Origin of the sequence: Pseudomonas sp. p1(2021b) (genome assembly GCF_020151015.1) — a bacterium.
In the GTDB taxonomy this organism is placed as follows: domain Bacteria; phylum Pseudomonadota; class Gammaproteobacteria; order Pseudomonadales; family Pseudomonadaceae; genus Aquipseudomonas; species Aquipseudomonas putida_K.
Window position 1 is genome coordinate 714,609 of sequence record NZ_CP083746.1, and the last position, 18,019, is coordinate 732,627.

An 18,019-nucleotide genomic window follows, 5' to 3' on the forward strand; every position below is an offset into this window, starting at 1 on the left:
TCGAAGACATCAGCCTGCTGATGAGCTCCCACACGAATTGCTTGATTCCTTGAAGAAGACGATGCTGTAACGCGACCCTGTTATAGGTCTGTAGCTCAGTTGGTTAGAGCGCACCCCTGATAAGGGTGAGGTCGGCAGTTCAAATCTGCCCAGACCTACCATTCGCTGGGTGCAGAGACGACGGGGCCATAGCTCAGCTGGGAGAGCGCCTGCCTTGCACGCAGGAGGTCAGCGGTTCGATCCCGCTTGGCTCCACCATTTGCTTTGCTGCACAGTTACCTGCAGAACTTAGAAATGAGCATTCCGCTGCGAATGTTGATTTCTGACTTTTGTCAGATCGTTCTTTAAAAATTCGGATATGTGATAGATAGACTGATGACCACTTTCACTGGTGGGCCATCAGGCTAAGGTAAAATTTGTGAGTTGCTCGCAAGAGCATCAATGCGAATTTTCGGCGAATGTCGTCTTCACAGTATAACCAGATTGCTTGGGGTTATATGGTCAAGTGAAGAAGCGCATACGGTGGATGCCTTGGCAGTCAGAGGCGATGAAAGACGTGGTAGCCTGCGATAAGCTTTGGGGAGTCGGCAAACAGACTGTGATCCAGAGATCTCTGAATGGGGGGAACCCACCTAGGATAACCTAGGTATCTTGCACTGAATACATAGGTGTAAGAGGCGAACCAGGGGAACTGAAACATCTAAGTACCCTGAGGAAAAGAAATCAACCGAGATTCCCTTAGTAGTGGCGAGCGAACGGGGACCAGCCCTTAAGCTGGCTTGAGATTAGTGGAACGCTCTGGAAAGTGCGGCCATAGTGGGTGATAGCCCCGTACACGAAAATCTCTTGCCAGTGAAATCGAGTAGGACGGAGCACGAGAAACTTTGTCTGAACATGGGGGGACCATCCTCCAAGGCTAAATACTACTGACTGACCGATAGTGAACCAGTACCGTGAGGGAAAGGCGAAAAGAACCCCGGAGAGGGGAGTGAAATAGAACCTGAAACCGTATGCGTACAAGCAGTGGGAGCCTACTTTGTTAGGTGACTGCGTACCTTTTGTATAATGGGTCAGCGACTTATATTCAGTGGCGAGCTTAACCGAATAGGGGAGGCGTAGCGAAAGCGAGTCTTAATAGGGCGTTTAGTCGCTGGGTATAGACCCGAAACCGGGCGATCTATCCATGGGCAGGTTGAAGGTTAGGTAACACTGACTGGAGGACCGAACCGACTACCGTTGAAAAGTTAGCGGATGACCTGTGGATCGGAGTGAAAGGCTAATCAAGCTCGGAGATAGCTGGTTCTCCTCGAAAGCTATTTAGGTAGCGCCTCATGTATCACTCCAGGGGGTAGAGCACTGTTTCGGCTAGGGGGTCATCCCGACTTACCAAACCGATGCAAACTCCGAATACCTGGAAGTGCCGAGCATGGGAGACACACGGCGGGTGCTAACGTCCGTCGTGAAAAGGGAAACAACCCAGACCGTCAGCTAAGGTCCCAAAGTCATGGTTAAGTGGGAAACGATGTGGGAAGGCTTAGACAGCTAGGAGGTTGGCTTAGAAGCAGCCATCCTTTAAAGAAAGCGTAATAGCTCACTAGTCGAGTCGGCCTGCGCGGAAGATGTAACGGGGCTCAAACCATGCACCGAAGCTACGGGTATCACCTTAGGGTGATGCGGTAGAGGAGCGTTCTGTAAGCCTGTGAAGGTGAGTTGAGAAGCTTGCTGGAGGTATCAGAAGTGCGAATGCTGACATGAGTAACGACAATGCGAGTGAAAAACTCGCACGCCGAAAGACCAAGGTTTCCTGCGCAACGTTAATCGACGCAGGGTTAGTCGGTCCCTAAGGCGAGGCTGAAAAGCGTAGTCGATGGAAAACAGGTTAATATTCCTGTACTTCCAGTTATTGCGATGGAGGGACGGAGAAGGCTAGGCCAGCTTGGCGTTGGTTGTCCAAGTTTAAGGTGGTAGGCTGAAATCTTAGGCAAATCCGGGATTTCAAGGCCGAGAGCTGATGACGAGTTGCCTTCAGGCGACGAAGTGGTTGATGCCATGCTTCCAAGAAAAGCTCCTAAGCTTCAGATAACTGGGAACCGTACCCCAAACCGACACAGGTGGTCGGGTAGAGAATACCAAGGCGCTTGAGAGAACTCGGGTGAAGGAACTAGGCAAAATGGCACCGTAACTTCGGGAGAAGGTGCGCCGGCGAGGGTGAAGGACTTGCTCCGTAAGCCCATGCCGGTCGAAGATACCAGGCCGCTGCGACTGTTTATTAAAAACACAGCACTCTGCAAACACGAAAGTGGACGTATAGGGTGTGACGCCTGCCCGGTGCCGGAAGGTTAATTGATGGGGTTAGCGCAAGCGAAGCTCTTGATCGAAGCCCCGGTAAACGGCGGCCGTAACTATAACGGTCCTAAGGTAGCGAAATTCCTTGTCGGGTAAGTTCCGACCTGCACGAATGGCGTAACGATGGCGGCGCTGTCTCCACCCGAGACTCAGTGAAATTGAAATCGCTGTGAAGATGCAGTGTATCCGCGGCTAGACGGAAAGACCCCGTGAACCTTTACTATAGCTTTGCACTGGACTTTGAGCTTGCTTGTGTAGGATAGGTGGGAGGCTTTGAAGTGGGGACGCCAGTTCTCATGGAGCCATCCTTGAAATACCACCCTGGCAACCTTGAGGTTCTAACTCAGGTCCGTGATCCGGATCGAGGACAGTGTATGGTGGGTAGTTTGACTGGGGCGGTCTCCTCCCAAAGAGTAACGGAGGAGTACGAAGGTGCGCTCAGACCGGTCGGAAATCGGTCGCAGAGTATAAAGGCAAAAGCGCGCTTGACTGCGAGACCCACACGTCGAGCAGGTACGAAAGTAGGTCTTAGTGATCCGGTGGTTCTGTATGGAAGGGCCATCGCTCAACGGATAAAAGGTACTCCGGGGATAACAGGCTGATACCGCCCAAGAGTTCATATCGACGGCGGTGTTTGGCACCTCGATGTCGGCTCATCACATCCTGGGGCTGAAGCCGGTCCCAAGGGTATGGCTGTTCGCCATTTAAAGTGGTACGCGAGCTGGGTTTAGAACGTCGTGAGACAGTTCGGTCCCTATCTGCCGTGGACGTTTGAGATTTGAGAGGGGCTGCTCCTAGTACGAGAGGACCGGAGTGGACGAACCTCTGGTGTTCCGGTTGTCACGCCAGTGGCATTGCCGGGTAGCTATGTTCGGAAGAGATAACCGCTGAAAGCATCTAAGCGGGAAACTTGCCTCAAGATGAGATCTCACTGGGATCTTGAATCCCCTGAAGGGCCGTCGAAGACTACGACGTTGATAGGTCGGGTGTGTAAGCGCTGTGAGGCGTTGAGCTAACCGATACTAATTGCCCGTGAGGCTTGACCATATAACACCCAAGCAATTTGCTGTTGCGAATTGCGGTGGTGAAGACGAACGAACCGAAAGTTTGCATCACAAATTCACATATCCGAATTGGCTGGCATGTCCATCTGGACGTTCTGGCAACAGAATTTCTTGACGACCATAGAGCATTGGAACCACCTGATCCCATCCCGAACTCAGCAGTGAAACGATGCATCGCCGATGGTAGTGTGGGGCTTCCCCATGTGAGAGTAGGTCATCGTCAAGATTCATTTCGCAAAACCCCTATCTGCGCGAGCAGGTAGGGGTTTTGTCTTTCCGCTCCCCGAAAGACGCGCGCCTCTCCCTGAGCGGCCTTATGCCGCGAATCGATCGCGCAGCGACCGCCAACCCTGCCACCCCGATCGTCTAGGCACACCGCGTCGCCTGGGCTTACGGCCGCTGCGCGCCCGCTTCGCGGCACAAGGCCGCTCCTACATAAAAGTGGGTTACCGTTATGGCTATCTCCCACAATTCGAGTCAGAACACTAGAATAGAGCCCATTCCTCCATTCAGACGTCTGATATGCCCAACCCCCCCGACCCCGAAGCGCTGGCTCAGTTGCCGCTGGAAGAGCTCGTCGCCTGCCATGAATGCGACCTGCTGATGCGCAAGCCAACGTTGCAGAATGACGAAAAGGCGCATTGCCCCCGCTGCGGTTACGAGCTCTATGCTCACCGCCATAACGTGGTCAACCGCAGCCTGGCTCTGGTGATCACTGCGCTGTTGCTTTATGTGCCCGCCAACTTCCTGCCCATCATGCAATTGCACCTGCTCGGCCAGACCTCAGACGACACTGTCTGGAGCGGTGTGCTGGGCCTGTACAACTCGCAGATGCGCGGTGTTTCCGTGGTGGTGTTCCTGTGCAGCATGGCGATTCCGTTGCTCAAGTTGCTCTGCCAGTTGCTGGTATTGCTGAGCATCCGCCTGGATATCGGACGCAGCCATGGCCTGCTTTTCTATCGTGTCTATCATCACCTGCGAGACTGGGGCATGCTCGAGGTGTATTTCATGGGGGTTCTGGTTGCGATCGTCAAACTGGTCGACCTGGCTGAACTGACCATAGGGCTTGGCCTGTTCTGTTTCATCAGCCTGTTGCTGGTTCAGGTCTGGCTGGAAGTCGTGATGTCGCCACACCAGATCTGGAGTGCATTATCGGGGGAGGATGAGCATGCGGGCGATTGATGCAGGCATCCTGGTCTGCAATGAATGCCATGAGCTCAACCGCCAGGAACCTGGTAGTGATTCGCAGACCTGCACCCGCTGTGGGGCGATCGTGCATGCGCGTCGGCCTAACAGCATCGTGCGTACCTGGGCGTTGCTCATCACGGCGACAATTCTCTACATCCCTGCCAACGTCTTGCCGATCATGACGGTGAGTGCGTTGGGGCAGGGCAGCCCGGACACGATCATGTCCGGCGTCATCACCCTGCTCAAGCACGGCATGCTGCCTATTGCTGCCGTGGTGTTCATCGCCAGTATCCTGGTGCCGACGTTCAAGTTGGTCGGCATCGGGCTGCTGCTTTATTCGGTGCAGCGGCACCAGCCCCTGTCGGCCCGGCAGAGGATATTGATGTACCGCTTCATCGAATTCATTGGGCGTTGGTCCATGCTGGATATTTTCGTCATTGCCATCCTGGTGGCAGTGGTGAATTTCGGCCGCATCGCCAGCGTCGAAGCCAACCTGGGCGCCGTCGCTTTCGCCTCTGTGGTGATTTTGACGATGCTCGCTGCTTTAACTTTCGATCCCCGACTGATCTGGGATAACACGGAGTCGGATGACGACCATGAGTGACATGCCTACGGCTAAAACCCGCCCAGCCTCGAACTGGTCGGCCATCTGGATCCTGCCGCTGATCGCGTTGGTGATCGGTGGCTGGCTGGCCTGGCAGGCCTACCGTGATTCGGGGGTGGATATCCAAGTGCGTTTCCTGTCCGGTGAAGGCATCGTCGCCAACAAGACCGAAGTCATCTACAAAGGCATGTCGGTCGGCAAGGTGAAGACCCTGGTGCTCGATGCGGAAGGCAGCAACACCGGTGTCATCGCCACCATCGAGATGAACAAGGCCGCCGAGCCACACCTGACCACCGGTACGCGCTTCTGGTTGGTCAAGCCAAGCGTCAGCCTGGCCGGTATCTCCGGCCTGGAAACCCTGGTCTCGGGTAACTACATCGCTGTCAGCCCTGGCGAGGGCGAGAAGACCAAGCGCTTCACCGCCTTGTCGGAAGCACCGCCTCTGTCTGACACCGAGCCGGGCCTGCACCTGACCCTCAAGGCGGATCGCCTGGGGTCGCTCAACCGCGACAGTCCTGTCTTCTACAAGCAGATCAAGGTCGGCCGGGTGAAGAGCTACCGCCTCTCCGAAGACCAGGATACCGTCGAGATCAAAGTGTTCATCGAGCCTGCTTACGCCAACCTGGTGCGCAAGCACACACGTTTCTGGAATGCCAGCGGCATCAGCATCGATGCCGACCTGTCGGGCGTGAAGCTGCGTAGCGAGTCCCTGGCCAGCATTGTGGCTGGCGGTATCGCCTTCGCGACCCCTGAGCATCGCAAGGACAGCCCGCCCACGGATCCGAGCCTGCCGTTCCGCCTGTACGAGGACTTCGATGCGGCCCAGGCCGGTATCCGCATCAAGGTCAAGCTGGCGGATTACGAGGGGCTGCAGGCAGGCCGTACGCCGGTCATGTACAAAGGTATCCAGGTCGGCTCGCTCAAGACCATGAAGATCGCCGACGACCTGAGCAGCGCCACGGCCGAGTTGACCCTGGACCCGTTGGCCGAAGACTACCTCGTCGAAGGCACGCAGTTCTGGGTGGTCAAGCCGTCCATTTCGCTGGCGGGTATCACTGGCCTGGAAGCCTTGGTCAAAGGTAACTACATTGCCATCCGCCCGGGCGAGAAGGGCGCCAAGCCCCTGCGTGAGTTCGAGGCACGTGCCAAGGCGCCACCGCTGGACCTCAAGGCGCCGGGCCTGCACATGGTGTTGTTCGCCGAGAACCTCGGCTCGCTCGAAGTCGGCAGCCCGGTGATGTATCGCCAGGTCAAGGTCGGTAGCGTGCAGAGCTACCAGTTCGCCCGCAACAGCAAGCGGATCCTGATCGGCGTGCACATCGAGAAGGAATACGCCAACCTGGTCAACGGCTCGTCACGGTTCTGGAACGCCAGCGGCATCACCCTCTCTGGTGACCTGTCAGGGATCAAGGTCAAGAGTGAGTCGTTGCAGACGCTCATGGCCGGTGGTATCGCCTTCGACACGCCGAAGCCGGATGTGCCCCTCAAACGCCATATTCCACGTTTCCGCCTGCACGAGAACCAGGAAGCCGCCGACCGTGCCGGTACCCTGATCACCATTCGCGTCGATCGCGCCGATGGCCTCAAGCCGGGCACGGCGATTCGCTTCCGCGGCCTGGATGTGGGCAGCATCGAGAGTGTCGACCTGACCGCAGACCTGCAGGCCGTGCTGCTGCGGGCGCGCATCACCCAGGCGCAGGCGCGCATCGCCCGTGCCGGCACCCAGTTCTGGGTGGTCAAGCCTGCCTTCGGCCTGGTACGTACGGAAAACCTCGACACCCTGGTGGGGGGGCAGTATCTGGAAGTCTTGCCAGCCATCAAGGACAAGGGGCCCCAGCATGACTTCATCGCCTTGCCCGAAGCCCCCGAAGTGGCCGGCCCGGTGGTCGGGCTACCGCTGACCCTCAGTGCGCCCCGGCGTGGCTCGATCAAGCCAGGCGTACCGGTGACCTATCGCGAGGTCACGGTCGGCAAGGTCACTGGCTTCGAGTTGGGGCAAACGGCAGACCGCGTGCTGATCCACATCCTCATCGAGCCTCGCTATGCGGCCCTGGTGCGCGGCGGCAGCCGTTTCTGGAACAGCAGTGGCTTCGGCTTCGACTGGGGCCTGTTCAAAGGCGCCACGGTGCGTACCGAGTCGCTGGAGACGTTGATCGATGGCGGTATCGCCTTCGCCACGCCGGAAGGCGAGCAGATGGGCAACCCGGCCCGGCCGCAGCAGACCTTCGCCTTGTTCGACAAGCCTGAGGATGAGTGGCTGAAGTGGGCGCCGAAGATCCAGGTCGGCAAGTAAGCGTAGAGGGCCGCTATGCGGCCCTTTTTGCCAGGAGGCGCTCTCCCTGTGTAGGAGCGGGCATGAATGCGGCCCCAAATCGCAGGCAATAAAAAACCGACCCTAGGGTCGGTTTTTCGACAAGCGCGTCGCTTAGGCAGCTGCAGCTTCTTTCAGCGCCTTGATGTGGCCATTCAGACGGCCTTTGTGGCGAGCAGCCTTGTTCTTGTGGATGATGCCCTTGTCGGCCATACGGTCGATTACAGGCACAGCCAGGATGTAGGCGGCTTGCGCTTTTTCGGCGTCTTTTGCGTCGATGGCCTTGACTACATTCTTGATGTAGGTGCGGACCATGGAACGCAGGCTGGCGTTGTGGCTGCGACGCTTCTCAGCCTGTTTTGCACGTTTCTTGGCGGAAGGTGTGTTGGCCACCGTCGAGCTCCTCGAAAGACTTTAGGTAAATAGCAAACAAAATAGGCCGCGAATCATGCCGATCAGTCGAACGGTTGTCAAGGCCACCTTGAGGGTTCCGCCGAGCGGTGCGCAAGCGAGAAGGAAGGATTTCTTTCTGCGCAGCGACCTGTAAACTCGGGAGTTTTGGCTTCCCCGTCAAAAGGCGCGGAAGTATCGCATATTCGGGCGCTTTCTGGCAGCGCCCTCCGTCTCAGGCGCGAATTTTTTCCATGAACCTGCTCAAATCCCTGGCCGCCGTCAGCTCCATCACCATGATTTCCCGGGTGCTCGGGTTCATACGCGATACTATCCTGGCCCGTGTATTCGGCGCCGGCATCGCCACCGATGCCTTCTTCATCGCCTTCAAGCTGCCCAACCTGCTGCGGCGCATCTTCGCCGAAGGGGCCTTCTCCCAGGCGTTCGTACCGATCCTGGCCGAGTACAAGACCCAGCAGGGCGAGGAGGCCACCCGGACCTTCATCGCTTACATCAGCGGGCTGCTGACCTTGGTCCTGGCCGTGGTCACGGCTCTGGGCATCCTCGCTGCGCCCTGGATCGTCTGGGTGACGGCCCCCGGTTTCGTCGATAGTGCCGAGCGCTACGAACTGACCACGGCTCTGCTGCGGGTGACCTTTCCTTATATATTGCTGATTTCGTTGTCTTCGCTGGTAGGCGCGATCCTCAACACCTGGAACCGCTTTTCCGTCCCCGCATTCACGCCCACCTTGCTGAACGTGGCGATGATCGCCTTCGCCGTGTTGCTCACGCCGTACTTCGACCCGCCGATCATGGCCCTGGCCTGGGGCGTGCTGGCCGGTGGCCTGGCACAGTTGCTGTACCAGCTGCCTGCTCTGAAGAAGATCGGCATGCTCGTACTGCCACGGGTGAGTTTGCGCGATACCGGCGTCTGGCGGGTGCTCAAGCAGATGCTGCCGGCGATTCTCGGCGTTTCCGTCAGTCAGATCTCGCTGATCATCAACACCATCTTCGCCTCGTTCCTGGTGGCAGGTTCGGTCTCGTGGATGTACTACGCCGACCGCCTCATGGAGCTGCCCTCGGGCGTGCTGGGCGTGGCCCTGGGCACCATCCTGCTGCCTACCCTGGCCAAGACCTACGCCAACCGTGACCGCCACGAGTATTCGCGGATCCTCGACTGGGGCCTGCGCCTGTGCTTCCTGCTCGTATTGCCTTGCACCCTGGCCCTGGCGATCCTCGCCGAACCGCTGACCGTGGCGTTGTTCCAGTACGGCAAGTTCACTGCGTTCGATGCGGCCATGACCCAGCGCGCGCTGATCGCCTACTCCGTCGGCCTGCTGGCGATCATCCTGGTCAAGGTACTGGCACCGGGCTTCTATGCGCAGCAGAATATCCGCACGCCCGTGAAGATCGCGATCTTCACCCTGGTCTGCACGCAATTGCTCAACCTGGCGCTCATCGGCCCGCTGCAGCATGCCGGGCTTGCCTTGGCCATCAGCCTCGGCGCCTGCCTCAATGCCGGCCTGTTGTACTGGAAGCTGCGCAGCCAGCAGCTGTTCAAGCCGCAGCCGGGCTGGACGATGTTCCTGCTCAAGCTGCTGCTGGCGGTTACGTTGATGTCCGGCGTGCTGCTGGCCGGCATGCATTACCTGCCAGCCTGGGAGCAGGGCGGTATGCCCGAGCGCTTCCTGCGTCTGGGCGCGTTGATCCTCGCAGGCGTGGTGACCTACTTCGGTTGCCTGTACCTGTGCGGCTTCCGCCCCCGGCATTTCGCCCGCAAGGCCTTGCACTGAGGGCAACGGCGGGTCAGGCGTCGGTTTTTCGCATTCCACGCCGCCCTGTGGCGCTGCTGCCTGTCACCGGCGCCCGGGTGTGGTTATAATCGGCCACTTTATGAGCAAGAAGCGCGTTATGCAGCTGGTTCGAGGTCTTCACAACCTGCGCCCCGAGCATCGGGGCTGTGTCGCCACCATTGGCAACTTCGACGGGGTTCACCGTGGCCACCAGGCAATCCTGGCGCGCCTGCGTGAGCGTGGGCAGGCGCTTGGCCTCCCGACTTGCGTAGTCATTTTCGAGCCACAGCCGCGCGAATACTTCGCCCCCGATACCGCGCCGGCCCGCCTGGCCCGGCTGCGCGACAAGGTCGAGCTGCTGGCCGCCGAAGGCATCGACCGGGTCCTGTGCCTGGCCTTCAACCAGCGCCTGAGCAAGCTCAGCGCTGACGAATTCGTCAAGACGATCCTGGTCGACGGCCTGGGCGTGCGCCACCTCGAGGTGGGGGATGACTTCCGTTTCGGCTGTGACCGCGCCGGCGACTTCGCCTTCCTGGTCGAGGCCGGCAAGCACTACGGTTTCTCGGTCGAGGCCGCCAACACCGTGATCCAGGACGGCCTGCGCGTTAGCAGCACCGAAGTGCGCAAGGCGCTGGCCGATGGCGACTTCGCGCTGGCCGAGCACCTGCTGGGCCGCCCATACCGTATTACCGGTCGCGTGCTGCACGGGCAGAAGCTGGCCCGCCAGCTCGGCACGCCGACTGCCAACATCCAGCTCAAGCGCCGCCGCGTGCCGCTGTCCGGGGTCTACCTGGCCAGCATCGAGATCGACGGCAAGGCCTGGCCGGGTGTCGGCAACATCGGTGTGCGCCCCACCGTCGCTGGCGACGGCCGGCCGCACCTCGAGATTCATCTACTGGACTATGCCGGCGATCTCTATGGCCGGCGCCTGACGGTGGAATTCCACCACAAGCTGCGCGAGGAGCAGCGTTTCGCCTCCCTGGAGGCGCTGAAGTCGGCGATCGACGCGGACATCGCCGCCGCACGTGCCCACTGGCACGCTCAACCGCTAACGAAGAGCCTGAAATGACCGACTACAAAGCCACGCTAAACCTTCCGGACACCGCCTTCCCGATGAAGGCCGGCCTGCCTCAGCGCGAACCGCAGATCCTGCAGCGCTGGGACAGCATTGGCCTGTACCAGAAGCTGCGCGAAATTGGCAAGGATCGTCCGAAGTTCGTCCTGCACGACGGCCCGCCCTACGCCAACGGCAAGATCCACATCGGTCATGCGCTGAACAAGATCCTCAAGGACATGATCGTCCGCTCCAAGACCCTGTCGGGCTTCGACGCGCCCTATGTACCGGGCTGGGACTGCCACGGCCTGCCGATCGAGCACAAGGTCGAGGTCAGCCACGGCAAGCACCTGACTGCCGACCGCACCCGCGAGCTGTGCCGCGAATATGCTGCCGAGCAGATCGAAGGGCAGAAGACCGAGTTCATCCGCCTGGGCGTGCTGGGTGATTGGAACAATCCCTACAAGACCATGGACTTCGCCAACGAGGCCGGTGAAATCCGCGCCCTGGCCGAAATGGTCAAGCAAGGCTTCGTGTTCAAGGGCCTCAAGCCTGTGAATTGGTGTTTCGACTGCGGATCGGCCCTGGCCGAGGCGGAGGTCGAGTACGCAGACAAACAATCCCAGACGCTTGACGTTGCCTTTCCGATTTCCGACTCCGATGCTGGCAAGCTAGCTGCCGCCTTCGGCCTGGACAGTCTGGCCAAACCAACGGCGATGGTTATCTGGACCACCACGCCATGGACGATTCCGGCCAATCAGGCGCTGAGTGTGCATGCCGATTTTAGCTATGCCCTGGTAGATACAGGTGATCGCTTCCTGGTTCTGGCAGAAGAATTGGTAGCATCCTGCCTCAAGCGGTATGGTCGCGAAGGGCAGGTGGTTGCCCGTGCGCCGGGCGCATCGCTGGAACTAATCAATTTCCGACACCCGTTTTACGATCGCAATTCGCCAGTTTACCTGGCTGATTACGTGGAACTCAGCGCCGGTACCGGCATCGTCCACACTTCGCCATCCTATGGCGAAGACGACTTCGTTACCTGCAAACGCTACGGCATGCACAATGACGAAATCCTCACCCCGGTGCAGAGCAACGGGGTGTACGTGCCATCATTGGAATTCTTCGGTGGCCAGTTCATTTTCAAGGCGGGCCCAGCCATCGTTGACAAGCTGAGTGAAGTCGGTGCGCTGATGCACACCGAGACCATCAGCCACAGCTACATGCACTGCTGGCGCCACAAGACCCCGCTGATCTACCGCGCCACCGCCCAATGGTTCGTCGGCATGGACAAGCAGCCCAACACCGGCGAGCCGCTGCGCGAGCGTGCCCTCAAGGCCATCGAGCAGACCAAGTTCGTCCCGTCCTGGGGCCAGGCGCGCCTGCACGCGATGATCGCCAACCGCCCAGACTGGTGCATCTCGCGCCAGCGCAACTGGGGTGTACCGATTCCGTTCTTCCTTGACAAGCAGACCGGCGAGCTGCACCCGCGCACCGTCGAGCTGATGGAAGAAGTGGCCAAGCGTGTCGAGAAGGAAGGCATCGAAGCCTGGTTCAAGCTCGACGCCGCCGAGCTGCTCGGTGACGAAGCTAGCCAGTACGACAAGATCAGCGACACTCTGGACGTGTGGTTCGACTCCGGCACCACCCACTGGCACGTGCTGCGTGGTTCCCACGACATCGGCCACGCCACCGGCCCGCGCGCCGACCTGTACCTGGAAGGTTCCGACCAGCATCGTGGCTGGTTCCATTCTTCCCTGCTGACCGGCTGCGCCATCGACAACCACGCGCCATACCGCGAGCTGCTGACCCACGGCTTCACCGTGGACGAGAGCGGCCGCAAGATGTCCAAGTCGCTGGGCAACACCATCGAGCCGCAGAAGGTCAACGACACCCTGGGTGCCGACATCCTGCGCCTGTGGGTCTCTGCCACCGACTATTCCGGCGAGATGGCCGTTTCCGAGCAGATTCTGCAGCGCAGCGCCGACGCCTACCGTCGTATCCGCAACACCGCGCGCTTCCTGCTGTCGAACCTGTCCGGCTTCGACCCGGCCCGCGACCTGCTGCCGGCCGACGACATGCTGGCCCTGGACCGCTGGGCCGTCGACCGCACCCTGCTGCTGCAGCGCGAGCTGGAGGAGCACTACAGCGAGTACCGTTTCTGGAACGTCTACTCCAAAGTGCACAACTTCTGCGTCCAGGAGCTGGGTGGTTTCTACCTCGACATCATCAAGGACCGCCAGTACACCACCGGCGCCAACAGCGTCGCCCGTCGTTCCTGCCAGACCGCGCTGTACCACATCAGTGAAGCGCTGGTGCGCTGGATCGCGCCGATCCTGGCGTTCACCGCCGACGAAATCTGGCAGTACCTGCCGGGCGAGCGTAACGAGTCGGTCATGCTCAACACCTGGTACCAGGGCCTGTCCGAGCTGCCTGAGGGCTTCGAGCTGGATCGCGCCTACTGGGACCGCGTCATGGCCGTCAAGGCCGCGGTCAACAAGGAACTGGAGAACCAGCGCGCCGCCAAGGCCATCGGTGGCAACCTGCAGGCCGAAGTTACCCTGTTCGCCGAAGAGGGCCTGAGCGCCGACCTGGCCAAGCTGGGTGACGAGCTGCGCTTCGTGCTGATCACCTCGGCGGCCAGTGTGGTGCCGTTCGTCCAGGCACCGGCCGATGCCGTGACAACCGAGGTCGAAGGCCTCAAGCTGAAGGTCGTCAAATCCGGCCATGCCAAGTGCGGCCGTTGCTGGCACTTCCGCGCCGACGTCGGCAGCCACCCGGAGCACCCGGAAATCTGCAGCCGCTGCGTAGACAACCTCAGCGGTACCGGCGAGGTGCGCCACTATGCCTAACCCTGCAGCGGGGCGCTTCGGGCGCCTTGCCTGGCTCTGGCTGAGCCTGGTGGTGCTGGTCCTTGACCAGGCCACCAAGGTCTACTTCGAGGGGGCCTTGAGCCTGTACCAGCAGATCGTGGTCATCCCCGACTACTTCAGCTGGACCCTGGCCTACAACACCGGCGCTGCGTTCAGCTTCCTCGCCGACAGCTCCGGCTGGCAGCGCTGGTTGTTCGCCCTGATCGCCCTGGTGGTCAGCGCCGTGCTGGTGGTCTGGCTCAAGCGCCTGGGGCGCGGTGAGACCTGGTTGGCCGTTGCCCTGGCCCTGGTGCTTGGCGGTGCGCTGGGCAACCTGTATGACCGTATCGTGCTGGGCCACGTGGTCGACTTCATCCTGGTGCACTGGCAGAACCGTTGGTATTTCCCGGCCTTCAACCTGGCCGACAGCGCAATCACCGTCGGTGCGGTGATGCTGGCGCTGGATATGTTCAAGAGCAAGAAGTCCGGAGAACCTGTCCATGACTGAGACCCGTATCGGCCAGAACACCGAAGTTACCCTGCACTTCGCGTTGCATCTGGAAAACGGCGACACCGTCGACAGCACCTTCGACAAGTCGCCGGCTACCTTCAAGGTCGGCGACGGCAACCTGTTGCCTGGTTTCGAGAATGCGCTGTTCGGCTTCAAGGCCGGCGACAAGCGCACCCTGACCATCGCCCCGGAGAACGCCTTCGGCCAGCCGAACCCGCAGAACGTGCAGGTCATGCCACGTTCGCAATTCACCGACATGGAATTGTCCGAAGGCCTGCTGGTGATCTTCAACGACGCCGCCAATGCCGAGTTGCCCGGCGTGGTCAAGGCATTCGACGATGACCAGGTGACCATCGACTTCAATCACCCACTGGCCGGCAAGACCCTGACCTTCGAGGTGGAAATCCTCGCGGTCAAGGCCCTGTGAGCCTGGAGCCGAGCATGCAAATCAAACTCGCCAACCCTCGCGGCTTTTGCGCCGGGGTGGACCGGGCGATCGAGATCGTCAACCGCGCCCTGGAAGTCTTCGGCCCGCCGATCTATGTGCGCCACGAAGTGGTGCACAACAAGTTCGTGGTCGAAGATCTGCGCAACCGTGGCGCCATCTTCGTCGAAGAGCTCGACCAGGTGCCGGACGACGTCATCGTCATCTTCAGCGCCCATGGCGTTTCCCAGGCCGTACGCCAGGAAGCTGCAGGCCGTGGCCTGAAGGTATTCGACGCCACCTGTCCGCTGGTGACCAAGGTGCACATCGAAGTGGCCAAGTACAGCCGCGACGGCAAGGAGTGCATCCTCATCGGCCATGCCGGGCACCCGGAAGTCGAAGGCACCATGGGCCAGTACGACGCCAGCAATGGCGGCGCCATCTACCTGGTGGAAGACGAGGAAGACGTTGCCAAGCTTGAGGTCCGCGACCCGCAGAACCTGGCCTTCGTCACCCAGACCACGCTGTCGATGGACGATACCAGCCGTGTCATCGATGCCCTGCGCGAGCGCTTCCCGAACATCGGCGGCCCGCGCAAGGACGACATCTGCTACGCCACCCAGAACCGCCAGGACGCGGTCAAGCAACTGGCCGGTGAGTGCGACGTGGTCCTGGTGGTCGGCAGCCCCAACAGCTCCAACTCCAACCGCCTGCGTGAGCTGGCCGAGCGCATGGGCACCCCGGCCTACCTGATCGACGGCGCCGAGGACATGCAGCAAGGCTGGTTCGACGGTGTCGCTCGCATCGGCATCACCGCTGGTGCTTCGGCCCCCGAGGTGCTGGTGCGTGGTGTCATCGAACAGCTGCGCGCCTGGGGCGCCACCGGTGCCGAAGAGCTCGATGGCCGCGAAGAGAACATCACGTTCTCCATGCCCAAGGAACTGCGGGTTCGCTCGCTGATCTGATCAGGCACCTGCGCACCGTGACGGCTCGTTCGACACGGTGCGCAGGTCGACCCTGCCGCTGGGGGCCAGCACTATCCAGTAACGGCTTGCCTGCGCCGTGCGGCGGCAAATCTCCAGTGTTCCGCCCAGGAACCCACCGTTGCCTCGCAGCGGTACGCCCAATCCACTGAACTTCACTTCCTTGCCCAGGTTGCTGGCGATACTCAACTTGCGCGCCAGGCGTTGCTCGCGCAGCGATTGGTTGTTGTGCGCCAAGCGCGTTCGCCATCCCTTGCCCCAATCACCCTCCAAGGGTTCAACCAACACCGTTTGTTGCTGCAGCAAAGCGTGGCTGCGTGCGCTGCGCAGGGCCTGTGCCAGGTCCCGGGCTGCAGAGGCGCGGTGTAGGTCATCACTGAGTTGGTTGTAGGCTGGTAGCCCCACGTTTGCCAGAAGGCCGGCCAATGCCAGCGCGCACATCATTTGTATCAGTGTTACGCCACGTTGCTTCACCGTGCATTCCTCCCTGGAAGTGCTTCGCTGTAGCTTCAAGGCCGGTGGGCGGAGCGTCCAGTCGGCCAGGTCGAAGTGAAGAGGCAGGAAATTTCCTGGAGGGATGAATGGACGCGAGGGAGCGCGGCATGACGCTGTTGGAAGTGGTGTTGACGATCATGGTGCTGGCGCTTGGCTTGTTTGCTGCGGCGGCCCAGCAAATGCGCGGTTTGCAGGCGCTCGATGACGCGCGGCGCGAGACCCAGGCAGTGTTCCTGGCGCAAGGGTTGTTGGAGCGGAGTAGGGCAGCGGGCACCTTGGCGCCGGGCGAGAGGGCCGCCTGGCAAGGTCGGCTCGTCCAGCGCCTGGGTGCTTCGGCGCAGGGGAGCGTAACGGAGGCCGGCCACGCCTTGGTGGTTGAGGTCCATCAAGCAGGCCAGTTATTAACCCGCCTGCAGGCCAGGGCATGGCCATGAGCCGCTGCCAGGCCGGCTTCGGGTTGCTCGAAGCCCTGCTGGCGCTGGCGATCGGGTTGATGTTGCTGGGGGCGGCGAGTCAGCTGTTCGTCTCGGCCTACCACGCCTGGCAAGTGCAGTCTGTCGCCGTACGATTGCAGGGCGATGCTCGTCTGGCACTGCAGCGGATGGCCCAGGACATCCGTATGGCCGGCATGTTCGGCTGCCTGCGCCAGGATGCCATCGTTTTTGAAAGCCAGGCCGCTGCCGAGGCGTTCGCCCAGCCATTGCAGATCACCCTGTCCGGGAATGGACGCCTCGAGAGCCTGGGGCTGGTTGGTGAGCAGTTGCCTGGTACCGGGCGGCAGCCCGACTGGGTGTTGCTCACGGACTGCCTGAGCTGGGCAGAGGTCAGGCATCGACCCCCACCGGGCAGCGGGGCGGAACTAGCGGTTCCTATCCAGCGCGTCACCTACCAATTGCATGGCGATACCTTGAGGCTTGGGCGCGCGGGCCAGGCGCAAGCCTTGATCGACCGGGTGCGTGACCTGCGCGTGGTCCTGGTGCCAACCCACCAAGGTGGCCGGGTCGATCTGCAGCTCACGCTGTTCGATCCGCAACACCAGGTCGAGCTGCGGCATGAGGTGAGCGTTGCCCTGCGTAACGGGGAGCCCGACGTATGAAGCGTCAACGTGGCATCGCTCTTTTGACGGGGCTGGTGCTCAGCCTGTTGGCCGGGTTGCTGGCCGCCTCGGCTCTGTGCGACGCCTTGGTGCAGGCCCACATGGCCGGGCAGTTACGGGCCGGTGCCCAGGCCCTGGAGCAGGCCGAAGCGGTGTTGCTGGAGGGCAGGGCGCGATTGTTGCTGGCACCACCAGGGCCGTGCCAGCCCTGTCGGCCACCTGCCGATGCCCATGACGTGCAGGGCGGGGAGCCTGGCTGGCAATCCGCTGAGCAAGGGTTCTTCCTGTTGCAGAACCTGGGCGAAAGCACCCTGGTCGCGTACCTGCCCGACGGCGCCCGGGCGCGCCTGTATCGAGTGACCGCCGTCAGCCGCCAGCAGCAGGCGCGGCACGTGCTGGAGGCGGTCTATGCCCTGCAGCCGGGGCCGAACGCCACACTTCGGCGCATCCTGTGGCGCCAACGTTTGAGGGAGCCATGACATGCAGCGCGGCCTGAGCCTGATCGAATTGTTGATTGTCGTGGCCGTCAGCGGCATTCTGGCAGCCATTGCCTACCCCAGTTACAGCGACCAGCTCAGGCGTGCCGCGCGAAGTGAAGTGGTCGGCCTGCTGCAGGACGCAGCCCTGCGCCTGGAGCGCCACCGTGCGCGCACGGGCCAATACGCAGGTGCCGACCCTCAGTTACCGCCATTGCCTGCCGGCACCCGCTACTACAGCGTGCAGGTGCAACACGATGACGACAGCTTCCGCCTGGTCGCCAGGCGCCAGCCCGATGGGCTGATGGCCGACGACCACTGCGGCGACTATCAGCTCGACCATGCCGGCGTGCGTGACAACCCAGGCGCAGGTGCGACGGCCGAAGGCTGCTGGGGTTATTGAAGGCCCGGTTTTTATTTCAGGTAGTGGAACGA

General features: G+C 60.9%; 15 protein-coding genes, 2 tRNA genes and 2 rRNA genes. 17 read left to right on the forward strand and 2 right to left on the reverse strand.

Annotation, left to right across the window (positions count from 1 at the left end):
* Positions 1 to 84: 84 nt before the first annotated feature.
* The 7 genes from K8374_RS03290 (at position 85) to K8374_RS03320 (ending at position 7,495) form a co-directional block, all read left to right on the forward strand.
* A tRNA-Ile gene (locus K8374_RS03290) sits at positions 85 to 161 on the forward strand.
* Between the two features lie 21 nt (positions 162 to 182).
* A tRNA-Ala gene (locus K8374_RS03295) sits at positions 183 to 258 on the forward strand.
* A gap of 241 nt (positions 259 to 499) precedes the next feature.
* Positions 500 to 3,393, forward strand: a 23S ribosomal RNA gene (locus K8374_RS03300).
* Between the two features lie 127 nt (positions 3,394 to 3,520).
* A 5S ribosomal RNA gene (gene rrf, locus K8374_RS03305) occupies positions 3,521 to 3,636 on the forward strand.
* Between the two features lie 296 nt (positions 3,637 to 3,932).
* The gene (locus K8374_RS03310; protein WP_224457911.1) at positions 3,933 to 4,592 is read left to right on the forward strand and encodes a paraquat-inducible protein A; all 660 of its coding nucleotides are present in this window, start codon (positions 3,933 to 3,935) and stop codon (positions 4,590 to 4,592) included.
* Complete coding sequence (locus K8374_RS03315; RefSeq protein ID WP_224457912.1) at positions 4,579 to 5,202, forward strand: paraquat-inducible protein A; 624 nt, start codon at positions 4,579 to 4,581, stop codon at positions 5,200 to 5,202. The genes K8374_RS03310 and K8374_RS03315 overlap by 14 nt, the downstream gene beginning before the upstream one ends.
* Positions 5,195 to 7,495, forward strand: coding sequence for a PqiB family protein (locus tag K8374_RS03320; protein WP_224457913.1), 2,301 nt, complete (start codon positions 5,195 to 5,197; stop codon positions 7,493 to 7,495). The genes K8374_RS03315 and K8374_RS03320 overlap by 8 nt, the downstream gene beginning before the upstream one ends.
* 132 nt (positions 7,496 to 7,627) lie before the next feature.
* Here the strand turns inward: K8374_RS03320 and rpsT are convergent, their stop codons facing one another.
* On the reverse strand, positions 7,628 to 7,906 hold the full coding sequence (gene rpsT / locus K8374_RS03325; RefSeq protein WP_023382471.1) for a 30S ribosomal protein S20: 279 nt from the start codon (positions 7,904 to 7,906) through the stop codon (positions 7,628 to 7,630).
* A gap of 251 nt (positions 7,907 to 8,157) precedes the next feature.
* Here rpsT and murJ point away from each other — a divergent pair, with 251 nt between their 5' ends.
* From murJ to ispH, 6 genes are all read left to right on the forward strand, one after another.
* Positions 8,158 to 9,696 carry a murein biosynthesis integral membrane protein MurJ gene (gene murJ, locus K8374_RS03330; RefSeq protein ID WP_224457914.1) on the forward strand — a complete coding sequence of 513 codons (1,539 nt, stop codon included), beginning with the start codon at positions 8,158 to 8,160 and terminating at the stop codon, positions 9,694 to 9,696.
* 118 nt (positions 9,697 to 9,814) lie between these two features.
* Positions 9,815 to 10,765: a bifunctional riboflavin kinase/FAD synthetase gene (gene ribF, locus K8374_RS03335; protein WP_224457915.1), complete on the forward strand. Its 951-nt coding sequence runs from the start codon at positions 9,815 to 9,817 to the stop codon at positions 10,763 to 10,765.
* Positions 10,762 to 13,599 carry an isoleucine--tRNA ligase gene (ileS, locus tag K8374_RS03340; RefSeq protein ID WP_224457916.1) on the forward strand — a complete coding sequence of 946 codons (2,838 nt, stop codon included), beginning with the start codon at positions 10,762 to 10,764 and terminating at the stop codon, positions 13,597 to 13,599. Before ribF ends, ileS begins: the two co-directional genes overlap by 4 nt.
* Positions 13,592 to 14,107 carry a signal peptidase II gene (lspA, locus tag K8374_RS03345; RefSeq protein ID WP_196144465.1) on the forward strand — a complete coding sequence of 172 codons (516 nt, stop codon included), beginning with the start codon at positions 13,592 to 13,594 and terminating at the stop codon, positions 14,105 to 14,107. Before ileS ends, lspA begins: the two co-directional genes overlap by 8 nt.
* Positions 14,100 to 14,537: an FKBP-type peptidyl-prolyl cis-trans isomerase gene (fkpB, locus tag K8374_RS03350; RefSeq protein ID WP_224457917.1), complete on the forward strand. Its 438-nt coding sequence runs from the start codon at positions 14,100 to 14,102 to the stop codon at positions 14,535 to 14,537. The genes lspA and fkpB overlap by 8 nt, the downstream gene beginning before the upstream one ends.
* Positions 14,538 to 14,551: 14 nt before the next feature.
* Positions 14,552 to 15,499: a 4-hydroxy-3-methylbut-2-enyl diphosphate reductase gene (ispH, locus tag K8374_RS03355; protein WP_084857016.1), complete on the forward strand. Its 948-nt coding sequence runs from the start codon at positions 14,552 to 14,554 to the stop codon at positions 15,497 to 15,499.
* Here the strand turns inward: ispH and K8374_RS03360 are convergent, their stop codons facing one another.
* Positions 15,500 to 15,991 (reverse strand): GspH/FimT family protein, encoded by a 492-nt coding sequence (locus K8374_RS03360; RefSeq protein ID WP_224457918.1) that lies wholly within the window; start codon positions 15,989 to 15,991, stop codon positions 15,500 to 15,502.
* Between the two features lie 128 nt (positions 15,992 to 16,119).
* Between K8374_RS03360 and K8374_RS26380 the strand changes: the two genes are divergently transcribed.
* The 4 genes from K8374_RS26380 to K8374_RS03380 are packed head-to-tail and all read left to right on the forward strand — an operon-like array spanning position 16,120 to position 17,987.
* Positions 16,120 to 16,446: a hypothetical protein gene (locus K8374_RS26380; RefSeq protein ID WP_411969591.1), complete on the forward strand. Its 327-nt coding sequence runs from the start codon at positions 16,120 to 16,122 to the stop codon at positions 16,444 to 16,446.
* Positions 16,443 to 17,108 carry a PilW family protein gene (locus tag K8374_RS03370; RefSeq protein ID WP_224457919.1) on the forward strand — a complete coding sequence of 222 codons (666 nt, stop codon included), beginning with the start codon at positions 16,443 to 16,445 and terminating at the stop codon, positions 17,106 to 17,108. Before K8374_RS26380 ends, K8374_RS03370 begins: the two co-directional genes overlap by 4 nt.
* Complete coding sequence (locus K8374_RS03375; protein WP_224457920.1) at positions 17,105 to 17,587, forward strand: hypothetical protein; 483 nt, start codon at positions 17,105 to 17,107, stop codon at positions 17,585 to 17,587. The genes K8374_RS03370 and K8374_RS03375 overlap by 4 nt, the downstream gene beginning before the upstream one ends.
* A gap of 1 nt (position 17,588) precedes the next feature.
* Positions 17,589 to 17,987 (forward strand): type IV pilin protein, encoded by a 399-nt coding sequence (locus K8374_RS03380; protein WP_224457921.1) that lies wholly within the window; start codon positions 17,589 to 17,591, stop codon positions 17,985 to 17,987.
* Positions 17,988 to 18,019 lie beyond the last annotated feature (32 nt).